Source organism: Streptomyces sp. NBC_00316 (assembly GCF_036158715.1).
In the GTDB taxonomy this organism is placed as follows: Bacteria; Actinomycetota; Actinomycetes; order Streptomycetales; family Streptomycetaceae; genus Streptomyces.
Map to the genome: position 1 here is coordinate 4,563,459 of NZ_CP108023.1, position 23,155 is coordinate 4,586,613.

At 68.3% G+C, this 23,155-nt stretch carries 25 protein-coding genes and 1 pseudogene; 14 read left to right on the plus strand and 12 right to left on the minus strand.

Going from position 1 to position 23,155, the window contains the following annotated elements; genetic code table 11:
* Positions 1-122 precede the first annotated feature (122 nt).
* Positions 123-1,241 (minus strand): lipid II:glycine glycyltransferase FemX, encoded by a 1,119-nt coding sequence (locus OG878_RS20285; protein ID WP_328888100.1) that lies wholly within the window; start codon positions 1,239-1,241, stop codon positions 123-125.
* 209 nt (positions 1,242-1,450) lie between these two features.
* Positions 1,451-1,765, minus strand: a complete 315-nt coding sequence (locus OG878_RS20290; RefSeq protein WP_328888101.1) for a hypothetical protein — start codon at positions 1,763-1,765, stop codon at positions 1,451-1,453.
* A gap of 278 nt (positions 1,766-2,043) precedes the next feature.
* On the opposite strand from OG878_RS20290, the gene rpsF reads away from it, so the two are divergent.
* The 4 genes from rpsF to rplI all read left to right on the plus strand — a co-directional run bounded on the left by rpsF (position 2,044) and on the right by rplI (position 3,762).
* Positions 2,044-2,334, plus strand: coding sequence for a 30S ribosomal protein S6 (gene rpsF, locus OG878_RS20295; protein WP_015609864.1), 291 nt, complete (start codon positions 2,044-2,046; stop codon positions 2,332-2,334).
* Positions 2,335-2,408: 74 nt separating this feature from the next.
* The gene (locus tag OG878_RS20300) at positions 2,409-3,017 is read left to right on the plus strand and encodes a single-stranded DNA-binding protein (RefSeq protein ID WP_328888102.1); all 609 of its coding nucleotides are present in this window, start codon (positions 2,409-2,411) and stop codon (positions 3,015-3,017) included.
* A gap of 43 nt (positions 3,018-3,060) precedes the next feature.
* Positions 3,061-3,297 (plus strand): 30S ribosomal protein S18, encoded by a 237-nt coding sequence (gene rpsR, locus OG878_RS20305; protein WP_003967857.1) that lies wholly within the window; start codon positions 3,061-3,063, stop codon positions 3,295-3,297.
* An 18-nt stretch (positions 3,298-3,315) separates the two neighbouring features.
* On the plus strand, positions 3,316-3,762 hold the full coding sequence (rplI, locus tag OG878_RS20310) for a 50S ribosomal protein L9 (RefSeq protein ID WP_037702131.1): 447 nt from the start codon (positions 3,316-3,318) through the stop codon (positions 3,760-3,762).
* Positions 3,763-3,853: 91 nt separating this feature from the next.
* Here rplI and OG878_RS20315 read toward each other — a convergent pair whose 3' ends face one another.
* Positions 3,854-5,191, minus strand: coding sequence for an MATE family efflux transporter (locus OG878_RS20315; protein WP_328888103.1), 1,338 nt, complete (start codon positions 5,189-5,191; stop codon positions 3,854-3,856).
* Positions 5,192-5,651: 460 nt separating this feature from the next.
* Between OG878_RS20315 and dnaB the strand changes: the two genes are divergently transcribed.
* From dnaB to OG878_RS20335, 4 genes are all read left to right on the plus strand, one after another.
* Positions 5,652-7,130 (plus strand): replicative DNA helicase, encoded by a 1,479-nt coding sequence (gene dnaB / locus OG878_RS20320; protein ID WP_328888104.1) that lies wholly within the window; start codon positions 5,652-5,654, stop codon positions 7,128-7,130.
* A 216-nt stretch (positions 7,131-7,346) separates the two neighbouring features.
* Positions 7,347-7,832 (plus strand): MarR family winged helix-turn-helix transcriptional regulator, encoded by a 486-nt coding sequence (locus tag OG878_RS20325; protein ID WP_328888105.1) that lies wholly within the window; start codon positions 7,347-7,349, stop codon positions 7,830-7,832.
* Positions 7,829-9,124 carry an MFS transporter gene (locus OG878_RS20330; protein ID WP_328888106.1) on the plus strand — a complete coding sequence of 432 codons (1,296 nt, stop codon included), beginning with the start codon at positions 7,829-7,831 and terminating at the stop codon, positions 9,122-9,124. Before OG878_RS20325 ends, OG878_RS20330 begins: the two co-directional genes overlap by 4 nt.
* A gap of 324 nt (positions 9,125-9,448) precedes the next feature.
* Positions 9,449-10,828: a serine hydrolase domain-containing protein gene (locus OG878_RS20335; protein WP_328888107.1), complete on the plus strand. Its 1,380-nt coding sequence runs from the start codon at positions 9,449-9,451 to the stop codon at positions 10,826-10,828.
* Between the two features lie 63 nt (positions 10,829-10,891).
* Here the strand turns inward: OG878_RS20335 and OG878_RS20340 are convergent, their stop codons facing one another.
* The 3 genes from OG878_RS20340 to OG878_RS20350 are packed head-to-tail and all read right to left on the minus strand — an operon-like array spanning position 10,892 to position 13,044.
* Entirely contained in the window at positions 10,892-12,055 is a 1,164-nt protein-coding gene (locus tag OG878_RS20340; protein ID WP_328888108.1) for a winged helix DNA-binding domain-containing protein, read from the minus strand.
* A gap of 49 nt (positions 12,056-12,104) precedes the next feature.
* Complete coding sequence (locus OG878_RS20345; protein WP_328888109.1) at positions 12,105-12,557, minus strand: GNAT family N-acetyltransferase; 453 nt, start codon at positions 12,555-12,557, stop codon at positions 12,105-12,107.
* A 19-nt stretch (positions 12,558-12,576) separates the two neighbouring features.
* On the minus strand, positions 12,577-13,044 hold the full coding sequence (locus OG878_RS20350) for a MarR family winged helix-turn-helix transcriptional regulator (RefSeq protein WP_328888110.1): 468 nt from the start codon (positions 13,042-13,044) through the stop codon (positions 12,577-12,579).
* Between the two features lie 139 nt (positions 13,045-13,183).
* Here OG878_RS20350 and OG878_RS20355 point away from each other — a divergent pair, with 139 nt between their 5' ends.
* From OG878_RS20355 to OG878_RS20365, 3 genes and pseudogenes are all read left to right on the plus strand, one after another.
* A complete protein-coding gene (locus OG878_RS20355; protein ID WP_328888111.1) occupies positions 13,184-14,395 on the plus strand; it encodes an MFS transporter in 1,212 nt (403 codons plus the stop codon).
* Positions 14,396-14,451: 56 nt separating this feature from the next.
* Positions 14,452-14,883: a GlcG/HbpS family heme-binding protein gene (locus OG878_RS20360; protein ID WP_328888112.1), complete on the plus strand. Its 432-nt coding sequence runs from the start codon at positions 14,452-14,454 to the stop codon at positions 14,881-14,883.
* Positions 14,884-14,984: 101 nt separating this feature from the next.
* Positions 14,985-16,058: pseudogene (locus OG878_RS20365) on the plus strand (IS630 family transposase); the annotation flags it as partial.
* A 132-nt stretch (positions 16,059-16,190) separates the two neighbouring features.
* Here the strand turns inward: OG878_RS20365 and OG878_RS20370 are convergent.
* Entirely contained in the window at positions 16,191-17,069 is an 879-nt protein-coding gene (locus OG878_RS20370) for a GNAT family N-acetyltransferase (RefSeq protein WP_328888113.1), read from the minus strand.
* A 5-nt stretch (positions 17,070-17,074) separates the two neighbouring features.
* Positions 17,075-17,602 (minus strand): DUF2269 domain-containing protein, encoded by a 528-nt coding sequence (locus OG878_RS20375; protein ID WP_328888114.1) that lies wholly within the window; start codon positions 17,600-17,602, stop codon positions 17,075-17,077.
* A gap of 308 nt (positions 17,603-17,910) precedes the next feature.
* Between OG878_RS20375 and OG878_RS20380 the strand changes: the two genes are divergently transcribed.
* Positions 17,911-19,092 carry a globin domain-containing protein gene (locus tag OG878_RS20380; RefSeq protein ID WP_328888115.1) on the plus strand — a complete coding sequence of 394 codons (1,182 nt, stop codon included), beginning with the start codon at positions 17,911-17,913 and terminating at the stop codon, positions 19,090-19,092.
* Positions 19,093-19,171: 79 nt separating this feature from the next.
* On the opposite strand, the gene OG878_RS20385 is transcribed toward OG878_RS20380, so the two are convergent.
* The 4 genes from OG878_RS20385 to OG878_RS20400 form a co-directional block, all read right to left on the minus strand.
* Positions 19,172-19,651, minus strand: coding sequence for an NUDIX domain-containing protein (locus OG878_RS20385; protein WP_267004160.1), 480 nt, complete (start codon positions 19,649-19,651; stop codon positions 19,172-19,174).
* 52 nt (positions 19,652-19,703) lie between these two features.
* Positions 19,704-20,600: a LysR family transcriptional regulator gene (locus OG878_RS20390; protein ID WP_328888116.1), complete on the minus strand. Its 897-nt coding sequence runs from the start codon at positions 20,598-20,600 to the stop codon at positions 19,704-19,706.
* Between the two features lie 210 nt (positions 20,601-20,810).
* Positions 20,811-21,941, minus strand: a complete 1,131-nt coding sequence (locus OG878_RS20395) for a cystathionine gamma-lyase (RefSeq protein WP_328888117.1) — start codon at positions 21,939-21,941, stop codon at positions 20,811-20,813.
* Between the two features lie 94 nt (positions 21,942-22,035).
* Positions 22,036-22,413 carry a phage holin family protein gene (locus tag OG878_RS20400; RefSeq protein WP_277327201.1) on the minus strand — a complete coding sequence of 126 codons (378 nt, stop codon included), beginning with the start codon at positions 22,411-22,413 and terminating at the stop codon, positions 22,036-22,038.
* A gap of 68 nt (positions 22,414-22,481) precedes the next feature.
* Between OG878_RS20400 and OG878_RS20405 the strand changes: the two genes are divergently transcribed.
* A complete protein-coding gene (locus OG878_RS20405; protein WP_328888118.1) occupies positions 22,482-22,799 on the plus strand; it encodes a cupin domain-containing protein in 318 nt (105 codons plus the stop codon).
* Positions 22,800-22,942: 143 nt separating this feature from the next.
* A complete protein-coding gene (locus OG878_RS20410; protein WP_328891310.1) occupies positions 22,943-23,155 on the plus strand; it encodes a DUF5326 family protein in 213 nt (70 codons plus the stop codon).

The window sequence follows — 23,155 nt, forward strand, 5'->3', positions numbered from 1 at the left end:
GTATCAGAGGTATGCGGAGCTTGATGAAGTGCCTGAGCTTGTCGGCCTGCCTGCCGGCGGGCCTGCTGAAGCGCCTGTTGATCCTGTTGGTGCGCCTATTGAAGCGAATGAAGCCGGTTTCGTCAGCGGCGCGACATGTAAATGTCGAGCGCCTTGTGCAGAAGCTTGTTGAGCGGGAAGTCCCACTCGCCGAGGTATTCGGCCGCCTGCCCGCCGGTGCCGACCTTGAACTGGATCAGGCCGAAGAGGTGGTCGGTCTCGTCCAGCGAATCGGAGATGCCACGCAGGTCGTAGACGGTGGCGCCCATGGCGTACGCATCGCGCAGCATCCGCCACTGCATCGCGTTCGAGGGCCGGACCTCGCGCTTGTGATTGGCGGACGCACCGTACGAGTACCAGACGTGGCCGCCGACGATCAGCATGGTCGCGGCCGCGACGTTCTCACCCTCGTGCCGGGCGAAGTAGAGCCGCATCCGGTTGCGGTCCTCGTTGTTGAGGGCCGTCCACATGCGCTGGAAGTAGCCCAGCGGGCGCGGCCGGAAGTGGTCCCGCTCCGCGGTGATCTCGTACAGGCGCTGCCATTCGGCCAGATCCTCGTAGCTGCCCTGCACGACCTCGACGCCGGCCTTCTCGGCCTTCTTGATGTTGCGCCGCCACAGCTGGTTGAAGCCCTTGTGGACGTCTTCGAGCGAACGGTTGGCCAGTGGCACCTGGAAGATGTAGCGCGGCTGCACGTCGCCGAATCCGGCGCCGCCGTCCTCGCCCTGCTGCCAGCCCATCTTCCGCAGCCGGTCCGCGACTTCGAAGGCGCGCGGCTCGATGTGGGTGGCTTCGACGTCGCGCAGGCGCTTCACATCCGGGTCCTGGATGCCGGACTTGATGGCGGCCGCGTCCCAGCGGCGGATGACGACCGGCGGACCCATCTTCACCGAGAAGGCACCCTGCTGCTTGAGATGCGCCAGCATCGGCTGCAGCCAGTCGTTCAGGTTCGGGGCGTACCAGTTGATGACCGGGCCCTCGGGCAGATACGCGAGATACCGCTTGATCTTGGGCAACTGCCGGTACAGCACCAGGCCGACGCCGACCAGCTGACCGTCCTTGTCGAACCAGCCCAGGTTCTCCGAGCGCCACTCGGCCTTCACATCCGCCCACGCCGGGACCTGCATGTGACTGGCCGCGGGCAGACTCTGGATGTACGCCAGATGCTGCTCTCGGCTGATGGTCCTCAGGGTCAGGCTCATGCGGGGCGCTCCTCGGCAGGTGTGTCCCCATCGGTCAGGGGCTCCGGCTCTCGCGCCGAAGCCTACTGTGACCGGGAAGCGCGCCGTCTGGCCCTATGGGACCTTGCCGTTCCCGCAGGACCCGGTGGCCGGGCCCACGGGGACCCGGACGGCCCCGTGGATGTGGGCCTGCACCGGGTCCCCGTGTTCCGGCGGGGTCCGCGGCCGAGTCAGCCGACCACGCCGCCGAAGAGGCCGCCGTGGGCCATGCCCAGGAAGAATCCGATGGCGGACGCGCCCATACCGAGGATCAGCGGGAACCTCTCCCGCGTGGTCACCGAGATGTACTGCCCGTACGCACCCGTCAGGATCCCGACGAGTCCGGCCCACGAGCTGATCAGATGCAGATTGGCGAACATCGCGGTCACGAAGGCGAGAGCGCCGAGAACCACGGTCACTGCCACCAGGGTGTCCTGGAGCGGATGGGACCTGCCGTCCGTGGCCAGCAGGGAAACGGGAGGGCGGGAACGCATTGTCTGTGCCATGGAGAACCTCCTGGCCGAAAGGCGGCGCATCGTGGCGCCGCTCACACCCGATGTGTACAGATTGCGTCTCCTGAGCACCGGATTTCAACCGGAAGCCGGTGTGCGGGTACTCTGTAACGTCTGCACCGGTGTCTGCCCAGGCCAGCACATCAGCCCCTCTTGACGGAGGGCGTTGTCAGTGATGGCTGTTTTACTCGGAGACACTGTTGCTTTACGCATCACGACCCTCCTGCCACGGAACGACCGTGGCCGCTGAGTCCAAAGGAGGTGGGTTCCACATGCGTCACTACGAGGTGATGGTCATCCTCGACCCCGATCTCGAGGAGCGCGCTGTCTCCCCGCTGATCGAGAACTTCCTCTCCGTCGTCCGTGAGGGCAACGGAAAGGTCGAGAAGGTCGACACCTGGGGCCGTCGTCGTCTCGCTTACGAGATCAAGAAGAAGCCCGAGGGCATCTACTCGGTCATCGACCTGCAGGCCGAGCCTGCGGTCGTCAAGGAGCTCGACCGCCAGATGAACCTGAACGAGTCGGTCCTCCGGACCAAGGTCCTCCGTCCCGAGATCCACTGAGCATCTAGCTCAGCGGTCATCGGGTTCGAGTAGCAGCAAGCAGCCAGAAGCAATCCCCGCCGAGAGGTTCACCCATGGCAGGCGAGACCGTCATCACGGTCGTCGGCAATCTCGTCGACGACCCCGAGCTGCGCTTCACCCCGTCCGGTGCGGCGGTCGCGAAGTTCCGTGTCGCGTCCACTCCCCGCATCTTCGACCGGCAGACCAATGAGTGGAAGGACGGCGAAGGCCTGTTCCTCACCTGCTCGGTCTGGCGTCAGGCGGCGGAGAACGTCGCCGAGTCGCTCCAGCGAGGCATGCGCGTCGTCGTGCAGGGCCGGCTGAAGCAGCGGTCGTACGAAGACCGCGAGGGCGTGAAGCGCACGGTCTACGAGCTGGACGTCGAGGAAGTCGGCCCCAGCCTCAAGAGCGCCACGGCCAAGGTCACCAAGACCACCGGTCGCGGTGGTCAGGGCGGCCAGGGTGGTTACGGCGGCGGCCAGCAGGGCGGCGGCAACTGGGGCGGCGGTCCCGGTGGCGGCGGCCAGCAGGGTGGCGGCGGTGCTCCCGCCGACGACCCGTGGGCCACCAGCGCGCCGGCCGGTGGCCAGCAGGGTGGCGGAGGCGGTTGGGGCGGAAGCTCCGGCGGCTCCGGCGGCTCCGGCGGTTCTGGCGGCGGCTACTCGGACGAGCCTCCCTTCTAGGGCAGCTCGTACCCCCACTTCTTGATCACACAGGAGAAACACCATGGCGAAGCCGCCTGTGCGCAAGCCTAAGAAGAAGGTCTGCGCGTTCTGCAAGGACAAGACCCAGTACGTGGACTACAAGGACACGAACATGCTGCGGAAGTTCATTTCCGACCGCGGCAAGATCCGTGCCCGCCGCGTCACCGGCAACTGCACGCAGCACCAGCGTGACGTCGCCACGGCAGTCAAGAACAGCCGTGAGATGGCGCTGCTGCCCTACACGTCCACCGCGCGATAAGGGAAGGGTGACCGAATAATGAAGATCATCCTCACCCACGAGGTCTCCGGCCTCGGCGCTGCCGGCGACGTCGTCGACGTCAAGGACGGGTACGCCCGTAACTACCTGGTTCCGCGTGGCTTTGCCATCCGCTGGACCAAGGGTGGCGAGAAGGACGTGGCGCAGATCCGCCGCGCCCGCAAGATCCACGAGATCGCGACGATCGAGCAGGCCAACGAGGTCAAGGCCAAGCTCGAGGCCGTGAAGGTCCGTCTGGCTGTTCGCTCCGGCGACGCCGGCCGTCTCTTCGGCTCCGTCACCCCGGCGGACATCGCCTCGGCGATCAAGGCTGCCGGTGGCCCGGACGTCGACAAGCGTCGCGTCGAGCTCGGCTCGCCGATCAAGACGCTGGGCGGACACCAGGTGTCCGTGCGTCTGCACCCCGAGGTTGCGGCGAAGCTCGGCATCGAGGTCGTTGCTGCCTAAGGGCAGAGCTCAGCAGAGCATGTGAGGGGCCGCACTCCACGGGAGTGCGGCCCCTCGTCGTTTCACGTGAAACACGCTCTACGTCCGGTGATCAGCGGGTGGCGCCGGTAACGATCCACTTGCCGGAGCGGGTACGCAGCCAGAGCGTCATCATGCGCACCGCCATCATCAGGGTCATCGCCCACCACAGCGCGGTCAGACCGCCGCCGAATGTGGGAACGAGCAGGGCGACCGGAGCGAAGACGGCCAAGGTGATCAGCATGGCCCAGGCGAGGTACCGGCCGTCTCCGGCGCCCATCAGTACACCGTCCAGGACGAAGACCACGCCGGCGATCGGCTGGGACAGCGCCACGACCAGCAGGGCAGGGATCAGAGTGTCCTGCACCGCCCCGTCGCTGGTGAACAGCGGGGTGAACAGGGGCCTCGCGAGCACGACCAGAGCCCCGAGCACGACGCCCGAGGCAATGCCCCACTGGACCATGCGACGGCATGCCTCGCGGGCACCTTGGGCGTCACTGGCTCCCAGATAGCGACCGATGATGGCTTGCCCGGCGATGGCAATGGCATCGAGGGCGAAGGCCATCAGACTCCACAGGGAGAGGACGATCTGGTGGGCGGCGATATCGGCATCACCCAAGCGGGCGGCGACGGCAGTGGCGATCAGAAGAACGGCACGGAGCGACAGCGTCCGGACCAGCAGGGGGGCACCGGCCTGCGCGCTGGCCCTGATGCCCGTTGCGTCGGGGTACAACGAGGCCCCGTGCCGACGTGCTCCACGTATCACCACTACCAGATAGGCGGCTGCCATCCCGCACTGGGCCATGACCGTTCCCCAGGCCGATCCGGCGATGCCGAGCCCCGCGCCGTACACAAGCCCCGCGTTAAGGGCGCCGTTGGCCGCGAAGCCACCTACAGCGACGTAGAGCGGGGTCCTGGTGTCCTGCAGCCCGCGGAGTACGCCGGTCGCGGCCATCACGATGAGCATGGCAGGGATACCGAGGCTGGAGATCCGCAGATAGGTGGCGGCGTACGGGGCGGCGGTGTCGGAGGCACCGAAGGCATCGACGAGCCAGGGGGCGGAGGGGAGTGCCAGGACGATGACGGCGATGCCGAGGAGCAGTGCCAGCCAGATGCCGTCCATGCCTTGCCGTATCGCGGAGGCGAGATCGCCCGCGCCCATCCGCCGGGCGACTGCAGCCGTGGTGGCATACGCGAGAAAGACGAAGACGCTGACGGCGGTGGTCAGCAGTGCCGCAGCGACCCCCAGGCCGGCGAGTTGCGGTGTGCCGAGATGTCCGACGATGGCGCTGTCGACCATGACGAAGAGCGGTTCGGCGACGAGTGCGCCGAAGGCAGGAACGGCGAGTGCGACGATCTCGCGATCGTGCCGTCGGCGACTGGAGTGCGAGGTCGCAGGGGCCTGGGTCATGAGGGTCAATCTAATCTTCCACAGGTAATGGATGCAATGCCTTGGCGCTCCTTACATCTCCCTGGGTGATGTGTTCTTCTGCACGCGGTTTGCTGTGATCTTGTGCAGACTCAGGAAGTTTTTCTCCCCCACAGCCCGTGGATGGAGAAACCCCAGGTCACGGCCGTGATGATGGCGGTGTTATGAGTTTGTCCACAGTGCTGTCCCCTGGTCCGTGCACAGGTTCCGCGGAGTTCTCCACAGCATCGGGTCCGTCGTCCACATGCCCTGTGGATAACCAGATTGGCTGACGGTGCCGGGCGGCCTACCGTGGAGCGGCGCCCACACCCCGTTTCAGCCCTGGAATCCCGCAGAACTCGACGTGCCGGAACCGGAGTCGAGCGTCTTGTTTGTCGGTGCTGTGCCGTAAGAAGGAGTGGCATGGCGAGGGTCCGCGGAGCGGACGGGAGGAGGTGGCCCGGTGAGCATTCCCGAGCCTTTGGACGACCCCTGGGCCGACACCGGTCCCAGTGACCGTCTGCCCGTTTCCCGCCAGCGTCGCGGTGACGGTCGGGACCGTGCTGAGCAGCACGACCGTGGTAGGGAGAGCAGCGCCTGGGACGGCGGTTCGCCCGGCTTCGAGCGGGTGCCCCCGCAGGACCTCGACGCCGAGCAGTCGGTGCTGGGTGGCATGCTCCTGTCCAAGGACGCCATCGCTGACGTCGTGGAGATCATCAAGGGGCACGACTTCTACCGTCCGGCCCACGAGACCGTCTTCCAGGCGATCCTCGACCTTTATGCCAAGGGAGAGCCGGCCGACCCGATCACAGTCGCGGCCGAGCTGGTCAAGCGCGGCGAGATCACCAAGGTGGGCGGCGCCCCCTATCTGCACACTCTCGTCCAGTCCGTGCCGACCGCGGCCAACGCCTCGTACTACGCGGAGATCGTCCACGAGCGGGCGGTCCTGCGGCGGCTCGTCGAGGCCGGCACGAAGATCACGCAGATGGGATACGCGGCCGACGGCGACGTCGACGAGATCGTCAACTCCGCGCAGGCCGAGATCTATGCCGTCACCGAGCAGCGCACCAGCGAGGACTATCTGCCGCTCGGCGACATCATGGAAGGCGCACTCGACGAGATCGAGGCGATCGGTTCGCGCTCCGGTGAGATGACCGGTGTACCGACCGGCTTCACCGACTTCGACGCACTGACGAACGGTCTGCACCCGGGCCAGATGATCGTTATCGCGGCACGTCCGGCCATGGGTAAGTCCACGCTGGCCCTGGACTTCGCCCGGGCCGCTTCGATCAAGCACAACCTGCCCAGCGTGATCTTCTCCCTCGAAATGGGGCGCAACGAGATCGCGATGCGTCTGCTGTCCGCCGAGGCACGCGTGGCTCTGCATCACATGCGCTCCGGCACGATGACCGACGAGGACTGGACGCGGCTGGCCCGCCGGATGCCGGACGTCTCGGCCGCTCCGCTCTACATCGACGATTCGCCGAATCTCTCGATGATGGAGATCCGGGCGAAGTGCCGTCGTCTGAAGCAGCGGAACGACATCAAGTTGGTGATCATCGACTATCTGCAGCTGATGCAGTCCGGTGGTTCGAAGCGGGCCGAGAGCCGCCAGCAGGAAGTCTCGGACATGTCCCGAAACCTCAAGCTGCTCGCAAAGGAACTGGAGCTTCCGGTCATCGCGCTGTCGCAGCTGAACCGTGGCCCGGAGCAGCGTACGGACAAGAAGCCGATGGTCTCCGACCTGCGTGAATCCGGCTCCATCGAGCAGGACGCCGACATGGTGATCCTGCTGCACCGAGAGGACGCGTACGAGAAGGAGTCCCCGCGGGCGGGCGAGGCGGACCTGATGGTGGCCAAGCACCGTAACGGCCCGACGGCGACGATCACTGTGGCGTTCCAGGGTCACTACTCGCGCTTTGTGGACATGGCGCAGACCTGACGTCTGCCTGTAGGGCCCCGTATTGCGTGCCGGAGTCTCACGGCTGATGTCGGACGGATGCCGGATGCGGCTTCGGCCGTGAGACCGACCGGACCCTTGGAACCGAGTTCGCTCAGCAAGCGAGCCCGTACCTCAGCAGCCCATCGGCGCATCCCTCTCCGCCCGCGTGGTCGAGAGAGGCAGGTTCAATTATCGCAGCGCTGTTATATTAGCGCTGTGACATTGGATCCCACAACGCTGCCCGACCCCTGGCAGCCGTTGCACAAGCTGCTGGCCGCCATGGACGCCGAAATCGAGCAGCTCTACGTCGCGCGCGGAATCAAGGGGGTGCGGCCACGGTTTGCCTATCCACTGATCCGGCTCGCCCATGCCGGGCCACTGACCATCCGTGAACTTGCGGAGTCCCTCGACCGCTCGCACTCCGCGATCAGCCAGACCATTGCCGCCATGCGCAAGGAGGATCTGGTCACCTCCTCCCCGGGGCCCGACGCCCGTACCCGGCGGATCGACCTGACCGAGCGTGGGCGGTCGCTGGTGCCGTTCCTGGAGGCCGAGTGGCGCGCCACCCATGCGGCGGTCGCTGAACTGGACGGCGAAACCCCCTACGCGCTGACCTCCGTGGTCGAGGAGCTGCGGCGGGCGCTGGAACACAGGTCGATGCGACAGCGGATCCTGGACCACCTCGTCGAGCCACCGCGATGAGGGGGAGTGTCAGGTTCCTCGACGCCCGCCCGCTGCGTAGTAGCCGGCCGTTCCGCGACCTGTGGGTCGGATCCTCCGCCTCACAACTCGGCGGGCAGATAGCCACCGTGGCAGTGCTGGCCCAGGTCTGGGACCTGACCGGCAGCCCGGTGGGCACCGGGGCCATCGGGCTCGCAACCGGCCTGCCGCTGGTGTTGTTCGGGCTGCTCGGCGGCACCCTGGCGGACGCCGTCGACCGCCGTGCGGTCGTGCGGGCCACCACCGCAGGCCAACTCCTGGCCGCCGCGGGGCTGTGTGCCCAGGCTCTGGCGGACAACCGGAACGTGTTGCTGCTGCTCGTCCTGGTCGCCATGGGGGCCGCCTGCGGCGCGCTCGGCGCACCTTCCCGGCGCACCTTCCCCGTGCGGCTGCTGCCGGCCGACCAGGTCGCGGCCGGACTCGCGCTGACCAACGTCTCCTTCCAGGCAGCGATGCTGGCAGGGCCCGCGCTGGCCGGGATGATCATCACCTACGGCGGCTTCCCTGCCGCCTACGCTGCACAGGCCCTGGCCGCCGTGGTCTCGGTGCTCGCGGTGGTCCGTCTCCCGGCCATGCGACCCGAGAGCGCCGACGCGGCAGTCAGACGTCGGCCGGACCGTGGCGGATGGCGGGTCGTCCTGCGCCGCCCGACGCTGTGGGGCTCGATGGCCACCGACCTGTCGGCGACGCTGCTCGCCATGCCGATCGCGCTCTTCCCACTGGTCAACGAGATCCGCTTCGATGGCAACCCGCAGACCCTCGGCCTGTTCCTTTCGGCCGTCGCGGTCGGGGGGATCACCGTCGGCCTGCTCTCCGGCACGGTGACGCGCTGGCGCCGCGGCGGCCTGGTTCAGCTGATCGCGGCCGCTGTCTGGGGCCTGGCGCTTGCCGGCTTCGGCCTGGCCGGGCCGCTATGGCTGGCTCTCGGCTGCCTGGCCGTGGCCGGCGCCGCCGACACCGTGTCCGTAGTCACCCGGAGCGCCTTGGTCCAGTTGGAGACCCCGGACGCGTACCGGGGCCGGGTCTCTTCCGTGGAACACGTCATCGGCGTCGCAGGCCCCGAGCTCGGCAATTTCCGCGGCGGCCTGCTGGCATCAGCCACTTCCGCCCCCTTCGCTCTGGTCGTCGGCGGTCTGTCCGCCACCTTGGCGATCGGAGCCGTGGCCGCGACCAACGCCCCCCTCCGGGCCTACCGCACACCGACGCCCACAGCGCCCGCCGCCCCCGAGCCGACCGAACCCGGGGCTGCCGGCGCGGCGACGGCCGCCGGGTAGGCAGTCATGGCCGTCCTCGCTGTCTGCGTACGCGTCTGAGTGCACCACCGACTAGGGAGACAGTGCGTCCCGGTGCACTGGCGCCGCAACGACCGAAGCCACCCAGTAACCCGTGAGCCAACCTCCGTCGCCCTGGCCACAGCACAGCACGACGACATGGAACGCGGGATCGCCGCCCGGCGGATCCGTGGTGGCGAACGTGTCGCCTCCCGTGATGACGCAGCGGATCGACGAACGGCACGCCCCATGGGCGCAGTGGCAGGCGTTGGCCGCATGCTGCGAAATGGGCTCGCCACGGAGCGGCTGCGCCGGTACTTGTTGACCATGACCTACTCAGAAGAACTGCTTCCCGGCACGCAGCGTGCTCTGCTGCACCGCATCGCCACCGCACAGGCCGAGGGCCGCACGCCCTCGGTCGTCGCCGCGGTTCAGCGCCAGGGCCGGATCGTCTGGAGCGGTTCCCGCAGCTGCGTCGACGGTCACGCCCCGGACGCGGATACGCAGTTCAGGATCGGTTCCCTCACCAAGACCTTCACCGCCGTGCTGGTGCTGCGGCTGCGTGACGAGGGGCTGCTGGACCTGGACGACCCGCTGGAGAAGCACCTGCCCGGCACAGGTGTCGGCGGTGTCACCGTCCTCCAACTGCTCGCTCACAGTGCGGGACTGGGCGCCGAGTCGCCTGCACCCTGGTGGGAGCGGACGCCGGGCACGCTTCGCCCCGAGCTCGCCGATGTCCTGGGCGAGCAGACCCGGATGCATCCGCCCGGCCGGCGCCATCACTACTCCAACCCTGGTTACACACTGCTCGGCGCGTTGATCGAGGCGGTGCGCGGAGCGTCCTGGGCGGATGTGCTGCAGCGGGAAATCCTGGAACCGCTGGGCATGAGCCGCACGAGTACCCAACCGCAGGCGCCGCACGCGGGTGGCTGGGCTGTGCACCCGTGGGCCGATGCTCTGCTGCCCGAACCTCCTGAGGACCTCGGCCTGATGGCCCCGGCGGGACAGCTGTGGTCCACGGCCGCCGACCTCCTCCGGTTCGCCTCGTTCCTCAGCGAAGGAGACGACCGGGTGCTGGGGGCCGCCTCGGTGGCGGAGATGCGCGTACCGTCCGCACCGTCCGAGTCCGGTGACTGGCAGGGCGGTTACGGTCTCGGGCTGCAGCTCGTCCGGCAGGACGGCCGCACTCTTGTCGGGCACACCGGCTCGCTGCCGGGCTTCCTGGCCGCGCTCTGGCTCAGCACCGAGGACGATGTGGCCGCTGTGGTGCTCGCCAATGCCACTTCGGGCCTGTTCGTCGGAACGGTCGCCGCCGACCTCGTAGGGATCGTTGCCGAGGCCGAGCCCCGTATCCCTGAACCGTGGCGCCCGCTGCCCGAGGTCGATGCAGAACTCCTCGCGCTGACAGGCCCCTGGTACTGGGGTACGCGTGCGAACATCCTGCGTCTGACCGCGGACCGGGGTCTGGAGCTGCAGGTGCTGCAAGGCAGCGGCCGTGGCGCCCGGTTCGTCGCGCAGCCCGATGGCACCTGGATCGGCCTCGACGGCTACTACGCCGGGGAGACGCTACGCATCGTCAAGGCCGCCGACGGCAGCGTGACCCATCTCGACCTGGGGTCCTTCGTCTTCACGCGTGAACCGTACGACCCTGCGTCGGTGGTGCCCGGTGGAGTGGACCCGGAGGGCTGGCGAGGCCTCGGCGCCTGAGTGCCGGGCCGTAGCGCCATCGCGTCGTCGCGTTTCACGTGAAACGCGACGTGTGCGGACTGGTCAGGCCGTCAACTCCCTTTCCAGCGGCGTGCGGAAGCGTGGAGTGACCCGAGTGTCACCCACCCATTCCGACAGCCGGGAAGCCTCCGCCTCGATTGATGCGGAGGCTTCCCGGCCTACGTCGGACAGCAGTCGCCAGACCGGCTCGCCGTCGGCGCGCTGTGCCCAGCCGCCCACGATCCGGCCGTTCCACCACACCGTCGGGCCGACATTGCCGGCCCGGTCGAAGAGCGCCGCCCGGTGCTCGGCCGGAAGGTGGAAGCCGCGATCGCCCCAGCCCATCGCGCTCGGGTCGAGCGCCGGAAGCAGCGCCGCCCAGGGCTCCAGGGCTGGTTCGGGCTCCATGTCCCCGGGCGAGACCCAGCCCGTGGCCCCATTGTCGAGTCGCACCCCTTCGGCTCCGGCGGCTGCCAGCGCCTTGCGCACCTGTCCGAGGGTCCAGCCCGTCCACCACTTCAGGTCGGTCTCGGTGGCGGGTCCGTACGAGCGGAGCCAGCGCAGGGCAAGCTCCGCCTGTGCTCCTGCGGTGTCCTGGACGGGCCAGGGTTCGGCCTCCGTCCAGCGGAACTGGCTGGACGTCCAGGAGCCGCGCGGTCTGTCCCGACGGATCAGACCCTCGGCCGCCATGACCCGTATGACGCGTGTGGCGACGCCCTGTACCGTCTCCTGCTTCTTGCCGGGAAAGACCGTGATCTTCGTTCGCAGCGCCGGCACGGCGGCGGAGAGCTCGCTGCCGGTCGCCGAGCCCCGAGCCGCCAGGACGGCGAGGGTCTCCTCCTCCGCCCTGGCGAGCCAGCGCTCATCCAGTCCACTTCCGTCGTCCTGCAGGTGTTTGAGGAGGGTTCGGCGCTCCTTGGCGGCGACGGCCCGGGCATTCGACGCGTCGATGTAGGGAGCGATCTCGTGCGACACGGTGAAAAGGGTGTTGCGCATGGAGAGCAACCGGACCAGGGAGACGTCTTCGTAGAGAGCCTGCTCCACCGTGCCGACGCTCGCCTCGGTCAGCCGGGCGCAGGTGGAGAGGAAGACGGTGGCCGCGTCGGTGGCGTGCAGGGCCACCACTGCGTCGGCCACGGACACCGCGGAAGCCGCCCGCACGGAGGGTGCCAGGAGATGGCGCCGGCCGAGTCTGGTCCGGCGTTCTGCGTCGCTGATGCCGTACACCGGGAGAGCTCCTCCGGTCCTGGGGATCTTGTGGGACTGCGGGCAGTGGTCAGAGGGCGAGCTTGAAGCCCACGTGGCTGGCGGTGAAGCCGAGACGCTCGTAGAAGCGGTGCGCATCGGCCCGAGTCGCGTCGGACGTCATCTGGACCAACTGGCAGCCCTGGCGCCGGGATTCGTCCACGGCCCAACCGATCAGCTGGGTACCGAGGCCACTCCCGCGTTCATCGGCATGGACGCGGACACCTTCGATGATCGAGCGCGTCGAGCCGCGCCGGGAGAGTCCTGGGATCACCGTCAGCTGCAGGGTCCCCACGACCGTGCCCTCGCGCACGGCGACGACCAGATGCTGGTTCGGGTCGTCGGCAAGCCGCTCGAACGCGGCGTGGTAGGGGGCGAGGTCGTCCGGCGACTCTCGCTGTGCTCCCAGTGGATCGTCCGCCAGCATCGCCACGACGGCCGGGACGTCGGTGACAGCCGCCGGCCGTATCTTCACGTCACTCATGATCGGCAGACTACGCAGATCATGCAGCCTGCGCGGGAACCTTCAGTTCTTCGACCGTCCTGACGAGCGGGGCCAGCTCGGGGTTCTTGGCGGCCGCGTCGAGCGCGGCACGCAACGCGGTGTCATTGGTGGGCCGGGCCTCGGCAAGAAGGGCCTGGCCGGCGTCGGTGACGTCGGTGTAGATGCCGCGGCGGTCGGTGTCGCAGAGATACCGGGTCAGCAGTCCGCGGTCCTCGAGGCGGCTGACCAGGCGGGTGGTCGCGCTCTGGCTGAGCACCACGGCCTCTGCGACCTGCTTCATCTGGAGATGGCCGCCGGAACCGCTGTGCTGCCGGCTCAGAACATCGAGCAGGGAGTACTCCCGCACGCTGAGGCCGTGCCCCGACTGCAGGGCCCGCTCGACATGGGCCTCGATCTTGCCGTGGAGCAGGGAGAGCGCGTACCAGCCCTGGGAGAGGGCGGTCAGTGCGGGGTCCGTCGCTGTCATGGTCTCTCCTCCGTGCGGGAGCTGCTTGAGTCCAGGATAGGGGACGTCTGCAATAGCCAGCGTTTGCAATTAATCGGCGTCTGCAATTATTGTGAACGCTTGTAAGGCGCAGACGCAATCTTCTGGGAAGGTGAAACCCATGCCGCTCGCGCTCCTCGCCCTGGCCATCGGGGCATTCGGTATCGGAACCACCGAGTTCGTGATCATGGGGCTTCTCCCCGAGGTTGCGGCGGACTTCCAGGTCTCGATCCCGACCGCAGGGTTCCTCGTCACGGGCTACGCCCTCGGTGTCGTACTCGGCGCCCCGCTGATGACCGTTCTCGGCACCCGGGTCACCCGCAAACGCATGCTGATGGTCCTGATGGTGCTGTTCGTCATAGGCAACGCGGTGTCCGCCGTCGCCCCTGTTTTCGGCGTGATGCTTGCAGGACGGGTCATCGCGTCGCTCGCCCACGGTGCCTTCTTCGGCATCGGGTCGGTGGTCGCGGCCGACCTGGTCGCACCGCAGAAGAAGGCCGGTGCGATCGCCATGATGTTCACCGGCCTCACCGTCGCCAATGTCATCGGCGTGCCGCTGGGCACGTACATCGGGCAGAACGTCGGGTGGAGGACCACGTTCTTCATCGTCGCGGCCCTCGGAGTCGTCGGCCTTCTCGGTGTGGCCAGGCTGGTTCCGGAGCAGCCGAAGGCCGAAGGCGTACGCCTCCGCCACGAGCTGGCCGCTTTCCGTAATGTGCAGGTGCTGCTCGCCATGGCGATGACCGTCCTGGGCTTCGGCGGAGTCTTCGCCGCGATCACCTACATCACGCCGATGATGACGGAGATCGCCGGCTACTCCGCATCGTCCGTCACCTGGTTGCTGGTTCTGTTCGGGCTCGGCATGGTCGGGGGCAATCTGCTCGGCGGCAAGTTCGCCGACCGTCATCTGATGCCGATGCTGTACGTGTCGCTGGGGGCCCTTGCGGCAGTCCTGGCCGTATTCACGCTGACCGCCCACAACAAGATCGCGGCAGCCGTCACCATTGTTCTGATCGGCGGCCTGGGCTTCGCGACCGTGCCGCCGCTGCAGAAGCGGGTGCTCGACCAGGCTGCGGGCGCTCCGACCCTTGCCTCCGCCGTCAACATCGGCGCCTTCAACCTCGGCAACGCGCTGTCGGCATGGCTCGGCGGCCTCGTCATCGCGGCAGGTCTCGGCTACACCGCACCCAACTGGGTCGGCGCCGTACTGGCCGCATCCGCACTCGTTCTCGCTGTCGTCTCCGGACTCCTGGAACGTCGCACGGTCACACACAGCCGACGCGTCGCCGGCCACATCCCCGAACCGGTCGCAGTCGCCGAAGCCAGCCGCTGACAGTTCCCAGAGCCACTGCAGACAGAACACTCAACCGCACCAAGGAGTCATTCCTCATGACCAGCACCCCCACGTCGGCCGCCGTCGCCCCGCTGACCATCCAGGACGCGGAAGCGCTCGTCGCCACCGCATGCACCGCCGCGGGAGCCGCCGGTGTCACGGTTGCCGTCACCGTCCTCGACGCGGGCGGCCACCTGCTGGCCTTCCGGCGCGACGACCGGGCCGTTCTCATCGCGGGGGAGACCAGCACCCGCAAGGCGTACACGGCCCTCCAGCTCGGCGCCCCGACGGCCGAACTCGTCGACGCGGTCAAGCCCGGCGGGCTCTTCCACACCCTGCCGACCGCCCTCGACCGACCGCTGCTCTTCATCGCCGGCGGTGTCCCGGTCTTCCGTGACGGCCGGCTGGTCGGTGCCGTCGGCGTCGGCGGCGGCGCGCCCGAGCAGGACCACGGCTTCGCGACGGCTGCCGTGGAGGCGCTTGCCTAGTGATCTGGTTGTGAGTTCGTTGGGCACCACGTGAGTCGCTTTCCGCACCAATTCACGGGTTCGGCTGACGGGTGCCGACTGGCTTCGGTCTGCTGTCGGTTGTGGGTGACAGCAGGCTGGAGCCGTTGGTCCTGAGCGTGGCCGAGCGGCAGGTGTTGAGTAACTGGGTCAAGCGCCGCACGACCGCGCAGGGTCTGGCCCTGCGGGCGCGGATCGTGTTGGCGTGCGCGGAGGGTAGGCCGAACCTGGCGGTCGCAGTCAGGCTGGGGGTGAACCGGGGCACGGTCGCCAAATGGCGCTCGCGGTTCCTGCGCGACCGGCTCGACGGGCTCGCTGATGAGCCGCGGCCCGGGGTGCCACGGACCATCACCGATGCCCAGGTCGAAGAGGTGGTGGTCCGCACCCTGGAGCGGATACCCGCAGGTGGGACGCATTGGTCGAAGCGGGAACTGGCCAAGGCTGTGGGGATCTCCCCGGCGAGCGTGCTGCGGATCTGGCATGCCTTCGGCCTGCAGCCGTGGCGGACCGAGACGTTCAAGATCTCCCCTGACCCGTTTCTGATCGACAAGATCCATGATGTCGTCGGGCTGTATCTCGCTCCGCCGGCGAACGCGGTGGTGTTCGCGATGGATGAGAAGCCGCAGATCCAGGCCCTTGAGCGGACCGCTCCGGTGCTGCCCATGATCCCGGGAGTGCCCGAGCGGCGGAGTTTCGACTACGCCCGGCACGGCACCGTCGACCTGTTCGCCGCGTTGAACACCGCGACCGGCAAGGTGATTACGAAGCTGTCCGCGCAGCACCGGGCCGTGGACTTCCGTGACTTCCTCGACGAGATCGACCGCCGGACCGAGCCGGGCCCGGCGGTCCACGTGATCTGCGACAACCTCTCCGCCCACAAAGCGCCGGTGGTGCACAGATGGCTGGTCGCGCACCCACGCTTCCAGTTGCACTTCACCCCCACCTATTCGTCGTGGATCAACCAGGTCGAGCGGTGGTTCGCCGAGCTGGAACGACGCTGTCTGGAGCGTGGAGCGTTCTGCTCCCTCGACGACCTCAAGGCCGCACTGGAGAACTGGATCAAGGTTTGGAACGACGAAGCCCGGCCGTTCAAATGGACCAAAACCGCCGATCAGATCCTTGACCGGAGCTGCCGCTACTGCTCACGCATCTCCGAACCAGATCACTGGCCGGAGACCCGCAGCGGAAACCCCGGGTGTCCGCCCCCATGTGCTCGCATCATCACGGCACATGGGGGCGGACGCGTACCACCCGGCAGGCGGACGACGAGCCGGTGGGTCAGTCCCCGGTCACCCCGTCGCCACAGTAAGCGGCGCGAAGCGGCGGGCCCAGTCACCCGGCAGCTCCGCAGCCCGGTAGGCCATCACCGTGGTTCCGGGAGCGGCCTGCAGACCGCGCTCCTTGAGCCGGCCCAGGAGCTCCGCGTGGCGCGCGTCGGCGTCCATGCGGAGAGGCCGGTCCGTCGCCTCGGCGAGCGAGGCGACGAGAGCCTCCGCAGTGTCGGTGTCCCGGGCGATCAGCGGACCGACGGCGTGGAGCCGATCACTCGGCCAGATCGCCGCATACCCCACGAGCTCTCCATCGTCCTCCGCGACCCGCAGGTGATCCGCGAAAGCCGGAAGCCGGGCGAGGAGATGCGTCCTGTCGGCGCCGAAGACCTCGGCATCCAGCCGGAGCATGGCATGCAGGTCCCCGGCTGCGGCCGGGCGGACGGTCACGGCGGATGCCGGGGAGGAGCTGCCATTTGACGGCCGGAAGTGCCCGATCACCCGCTCGGCCTGCCCCACTGTTTCGAACCCGAGCTCCTCGTAGAGCGGCCGTCCAGACGCCGTCGCATACAGGCCGAGCACCGTCTCTCCGGACGCCTCGATCACATGGCGCATCAGACGCCGGGCGATCCCCTGCCGCGTGTACCGCTCGGCGACAAGCAGCATGCCGATGGCGGCGAAGCCCTGACCGTACGAGGTCACCACGCAGGTGGCCGCCAGGCCTTTGCCCTCGGGGTCGTCGATGCCGTAGGCCGTCCCCGCGGACAGGAGCAGACCCCATCGGTGCTCGTCGCGCGGCCAGCCACGGTCCTCGCAGAGATCGGCGCAGGGGACCAGGTCTCCCCGGTTGAGGCGCCGGATGGGTGCGTCGGCGTGCGGGCGGGGCAGTGAACTGGGCATGAGGATCAGGCTGTCCGACGCAGTGATCGCTCGTCCACCGATTTGCCGGAACTGGCCGAGACGCGTAGCCGTCTGCCTCGCCGGGTCGGTCCCCACGGCTTCAGTACCGAGATCGCGGTGATGAACAGATAAGTGGCCGCCGCCACCGAAGGGGCGACCACGAGATTGATGTCGACAGCCCCTCGCGCCGCAGCCTCATTGATCCCCGGTCGCAGCGAGAAGACCGACAGTGCCGTCGTGATCAGTGTGAGCCAGAACTTCGTCCAGACCCAGCGGTGCCGGGCAAGGCCCCACGGGGTGCCGAGCGACAGCACCAGACCGCTGAGCAGTGAGAGCAGGGCGACCGGGACGATCAGCCAGTCGCCGAAGATTTTCATGGCGAGGGTGGCGGCCTGTGCGGTGGCGGGGTCGCCGGTCAGGAAGGCCGTGATCCCGAGTGTCAGCAGGCCGACAGTCAGACCCAGCCAGCTGACGGAGACCGCGACATGGGCGACCAGGAGACTTCGGCGAGCGGGACGCTTGAGTGGTTTCACGTGAAACACGGTGCCTGGCGAAGCGCGGTCGGGCGTCCGGCAGCGGGAGTATCCGTCCGTACTGGCGTCGGCGTACGAGGTGCTTCCCCGCCGCCCCTTCACGCATGGAGCGGACCGCCCGCGTGCATTTCCGGCGCAGCCATGTGGCAAGGGAGCGTAACGGGAAAACCGGTACGGATACCCGGACTTCCCGCTATTTGTCCGGCCTGGAGCCCATGCGGGCATGCTGGGGCTCGGGGCCGCACGCAGGGGCTGCGAGCACTGTCGGCACGCAATGAACCAGAAGATGTTCGAGGCGAGGCACAGTTATGGACGCTCCGGCCGCCATCCCGACCGGCGACAGAACCTTCAGATCTTCCGATGCGATCCTGGTCCACCGCACGCTGGCCGAGATCGTCCCTGCCGGGGATCGGGTCACCTCGTACTTCTACGCCCTGCTCTTCATCCGTCACCCCGAACTGCGCGCCCTGTTCCCGGCTGCGATGGACACCCAGCGCGACCGCCTCCTCCGGGCGCTCCTCACGGCCGCCGACCGGATGGACGACCCCGATGCGCTGACCGAGTACCTCGGGGGACTGGCCCGGGGACACCGCAAGTACGGCACCCTGCCCACGCACTATCCTGCGGTCGGTGAGGCCCTCCTCGGCGCCCTGAGCCGCTACGCCACCACCACGTGGGACAGGGAGGCCGAAGCCGCCTGGATCCGGACCTACACCATGCTGTCGCAGATCATGATCGATGCCGCCGACGAGGACGGGCAGCATGGGCCCGCCTGGTGGATGGCCGAGGTCGTCTCCCACGATCTGAGAACGCCTGACACAGCGATCCTCACGGTCCGCCCCGACCAGGCCTATCCCTTCCTCGCAGGCCAGTACACCGCCATGGAAACCCCGTGGTGGCCGCGCGTCTGGCGGAACTACTCCTTCGCCTCGGCGCCCCGGCCAGACGGTCTGCTCACGTTCCACATCAAGGCGATCCCGGTGGGGTGGGTCTCCAACGCGCTGGTGCACCGGGCCCGTCCCGGCGATGTTCTACGCCTCGGCCCGCCCACCGGCTCGATGACGGTCGACCACACCACTCACAACGGTCTGCTATGCCTGGGCGGTGGCACGGGTATCGCGCCCATCAAGGCGCTCGTCGAGGATGTCGCCGAACACGGTGACCGGCGCCCGGTGGAGGTCTTCTACGGCGCACGCAGCGACCGCGACCTGTACGACCTCGAGACGATGCTGCGCCTCCAGCAGACCTTTCCCTGGCTCGTGGTGCGGCCGGTGGTCTCCGGCGCCTCGGGTGGGGACACGGGGCTCAAGGGCCTGTTGCCCGATGCCCTGCGCGAGCGCGGCCCATGGCCGGAGTACGACGCCTATCTTTCGGGTCCGCCGGGAATGGTCCGCAGCAGCGTGGACGTACTCACCAGCATCGGCATGCCGCCCGAGCGCATTCGGTACGACTCCATCGAGGAGTTGGCGCCCGTGCAGGGGCCGGCCTGAACACGAGAAACAGCGGCGCTGCACCCGAGGGAACAGCGCCAGTGCGCAGGCGCCGCAAGAACAGGGCGCCGTCCCGGGATCAGCCCAGATCAGGTGCGTGCATCGCCCGTACGCCTTCGATATTGCCGTCCAGGTAGTGCCGCAGCGACAGCGGTACGAGATGAACGGCGGCGATCCCGATCCGGCTGAACGGCACCCGTACGACGTCGTACTCCCCGCACGGATCCTCGATCTCGGGGCCGTGCCGCCGGGACAGGTCCATCGAGTCCAGCCGGCAGACGAAGAAGTGCTGCACCTTCACGCCTTTCACCCCGCCGCCCTCGATGTGTTCCACGGTGTCGACGAAACAGGGGACCACATCGGTGATCTTGGCGCCGAGCTCCTCGTCCACCTCGCGGTGCAGGGCGTCGACAACGGTTGCGTCCTCGGGCTCGACCCCGCCGCCCGGCGTGAGCCAGTACGGATCCACCCCGGGCTTGGTGCGCTTGATCAGGATGAGGTCGTTGCCGTCGAGCAGGATGGCGCGTGCGGTGCGCTTGACCACAGGACGTTCGGTCATGGCAAGAGAGTGGCCCACAGAACCCGTTCTGAAACACCCCCACGCCCGGGGGTCACCAGTCGGCGGCAGCGCGTACCAGCCACTCGTGCGCCCGCGCGATGTGCGGCAGGGCGAGTGTCCCGGTCCGCGCGGCCAGGAAGTAGGTGCGCAGCGGGGGCACCGGCGGGTCCAGGAGCGCCACCACCTCGCCGCGCTCGAGTGCCCCCGCGCACAGATAGCGCGGCAGTACGGCAAGCCCCGCGCCCGCCGCGGTGCACTCCAGGACGGCCCGCAGATCCGGTGTGATGACGGTTCCCGCGGCGGCGGGACGGCTGTCGAAGACGGCGGCCCAGTAGCGGGAGACGAAGGGCAGGCTCTCGTGCACCTCCACCACCGGCAGCTGCTCCAGCACCACAGGTCCCTTGTGGCGCAGCGTTCCGGGGCCGAGGCGCGCGGCCCAGCGCGGAGCGGCGACCAGCACATGCTCCTCGTCGCAGAGTGGAGTCGCGGTGAGCAGCCCGCCGCGCGGCCGGGCTGTCGCGATGGCCAGATCATGGTGTCCCGCGGCGAGCCCCTCGAACGTCTCCTCGGTGTTCGCGAGGAACGAGCTGCGCAGGGCGAGCCCCTGGGAGACGAGGGGGGTCAGTGCGGGCAGGGCACGCAGAGAGGTGAACTCCGGGGGCCCTGCCAGATGCAGCGTCCGTACCGCCGACTCCTCGTCGAGTCCGGTCTCGGTGATCTCGACCAGCGCGTCCAGATGAGGGGCCGCCCGGTGCGCGAGCTCGTCGCCGATGGCCGTCGGGGTCACGCCGCGGGCCCGGCGCAGGAAGAGCGGGCGGCCCAGCTGCCGTTCCAGCGTGCGTATCTGCGAGGTCACCGCGGGCTGGGAGAGGCCGAGCAGTGCGGCGGCCCGGGTGAAGGACCCGGCCCGGTGCACTGTCACGAACGTGCGCAGCAGGGCCAGGTCCATGTCCTGTCCCCTCTCACCCGTGCGAAGCGTCCGACCCGCACAACTATAAATATGTCGATAGGTCGCTGTCGCTACCGTGATTGGACACTGACGCAGAGTCAATTAGCCTTGTTCAGGCGGTTCTTCGCGCGTGGAACCGGGGTGGTCCGAGCCACGAGGGGGGAGGCTCGGACCGCCCGTACCCGCCATGTCCTGCGATGCCCCGCGGGCTCAGCGCCCGCTCGTCGCCAAGTCCAGCGCCCGCTCCACGTCGGCCACCAGATCGGCCACGTCCTCGGCCCCGACGGAGAACCGGATGAAGCCTTCCGGTACGGCGTCGCCGCCCCAGCGCGCCCTGCGCTCGGCGGTGGAGCGTACGCCGCCGAAGCTCGTGGCGTCGTCGACCAGCCGCAGCCCGGCCAGGAATCGCTCGGCGATCTCGCGGTCGGGCAGCACGAAGGACACCACGGAGCCGAAGCGGCGCATCTGCCGCACCGCGACCGGGTACGAGGGGTCGGTGGGCAGTCCGGGATACCTCAGGCCCGTCACCTCCTGCCGCTTGCCCAGCGCCTCGGCGAGGACGAGCGCGTTGGCGCACTGCCGGTCGATCCGCAGCTCCAGCGTGGCCAGCGAACGGTGCGCGAGCCAGGCCTCCATCGGCCCGGGGATCGCCCCGACGACCTTGCGCCAGCGCCGGACACCCGCTGCCAGTTCCGGATCGCGGCAGGTCACATGTCCGAGCAGGATGTCGCCGTGCCCGGTCATGCCCTTGGTGTCACTGGCCACCGAGAAATCGGCTCCCAGCTCCAGCGGGCGCTGGCCGAGCGGGGTGGCGAGCGTGTTGTCCACGGCCACCAGGACGCCGGCCGCGTGTGCGGCCTCGATGAGCCGCCGCAGGTCGCAGACGTCGAGTCCGGGGTTGGACGGCGTCTCGATCCACAGCAGCCTGGCACCCTCCAGCACCGCCAGCTGTGCGTCGCCCCCGGTCGGCGCGGTCCGTACCTCGACCCCGTACGCCTCCAGCTGCTCACGTACCAGCGGAAGCGCCTGATAGCCGTCGTCGGGCAGGACCACCGCGTCACCTGATCGCGCCTGGGACAGCAGTACGGCCGAGATCGCCGCCATGCCGGAGGCGAACACGGTGGTCTCGACCGTCTCCCCCGGCGCTTCGAGCTCGCCGATGGCCCGTTCCAGATGGGTCCAGGTCGGATTGGTGTCCCGGCCGTACGTGTACGGGCCGGTCGGCTCGCCGGAGAGGTGGAAGTGCGCAGCGAAGACCGGACCGGGCAGCGTGGGTTCGTACTGCTCCGGTTCGGGAAGGCCCGCCCGTACCGCTCGGGTTCCGTCGCCCATGGTGTTCATGCCGTTCCTTCTGTTCTCCGGACGCGCCGGTGTTGCTGGTACTGCCGATCCTGCTGGTCGCTCTGATCCTGTCGATCGCCTCGATGCGGCCGGATCAGTCCTCGTCGGGCAGGACGACATTCAGTGCCCAGGACACGATCGAGATGATCAGACCGCCGAGGACGGCAGTCCAGAAGCCCTCGACATGGAAGCTGAGGTCGAACTGGTCGGCCAGCCAGGAGGTCAGCAACAGCATCAGCGCGTTCACCACGAGGGTGATCAGACCGAGTGTGAGGATGAACAGCGGCAGGGTGAGCACCTTCACGATCGGCTTCACCACGAAGTTCACCAGCCCGAAGATCAGGGCGACGAGAACCAGGGTGAGCGCCTTGCGTCCGGTACTGCCGCCGGACAGCGTGATGTTGTCGAGCAGCCAGATGGCCACGGCCAGCGCACCTGCGTTGGCGATCGTCTTGACTACGAAATTCTTCATGTGTCTGATCGTGGCAGACATGATCGATGGCGAACACCGGCAGAACGAAAGCAAGGGGCGGACGGGCCATGAAGGCATTCAGGCTGGACGAACTGGAGGCGGAACGGGCCGCCAACGACGGCGCGTATCTGCAGTTTCTGCGCGAACGGAACATGTCTGTCGGCCTGTACGCGCTCGACGCCGGCGACCTCGACCCCCAGCAGCCGCACGGCCAGGACGAGGTCTACCTCGTCGTCAGCGGCCGCGCCTCGATCACCGTCGGCATGGAGACCACACAGGTGGGCAGGGGAAGCGTGGTGTACGTCCCGGCCGGTGTGGCCCACAAGTTCCACCACATCACCGAGGATCTGCGGGTCATGGTGGTCTTCTCTCCGCCGGAGAGCTGAGCCGGACCCTCAGGGATCCCTAGGGGTTCGATCAGGGGAGTCCAAGGGCTCCCGGACCACCGCAGGCCGCCCCCGCGCCTCTAGCATCGAAGCAAGTGCTCATCGAAGCGGGTACTCACAGAGACGAGGTAGGGACGATGGCCGTGCGGGAGATATTCGCGGGGATGCCCTGGTGGGTGAAGTGGGTCGCGGTGCCCGTCATCGCGATCGTCGTGTTCGGCGGTCTGATCGCCAGCGTGATCGGGTTCGTGATCGGTCTGCTCTTCAAGGCGCTGGTCTTCGTGATTCTGGTCGGCGGGCTCGTCTTCGTCGTACGCAAGTTCATGTCGTCCTCGTCGTCGCGTGGCGACTGGTAG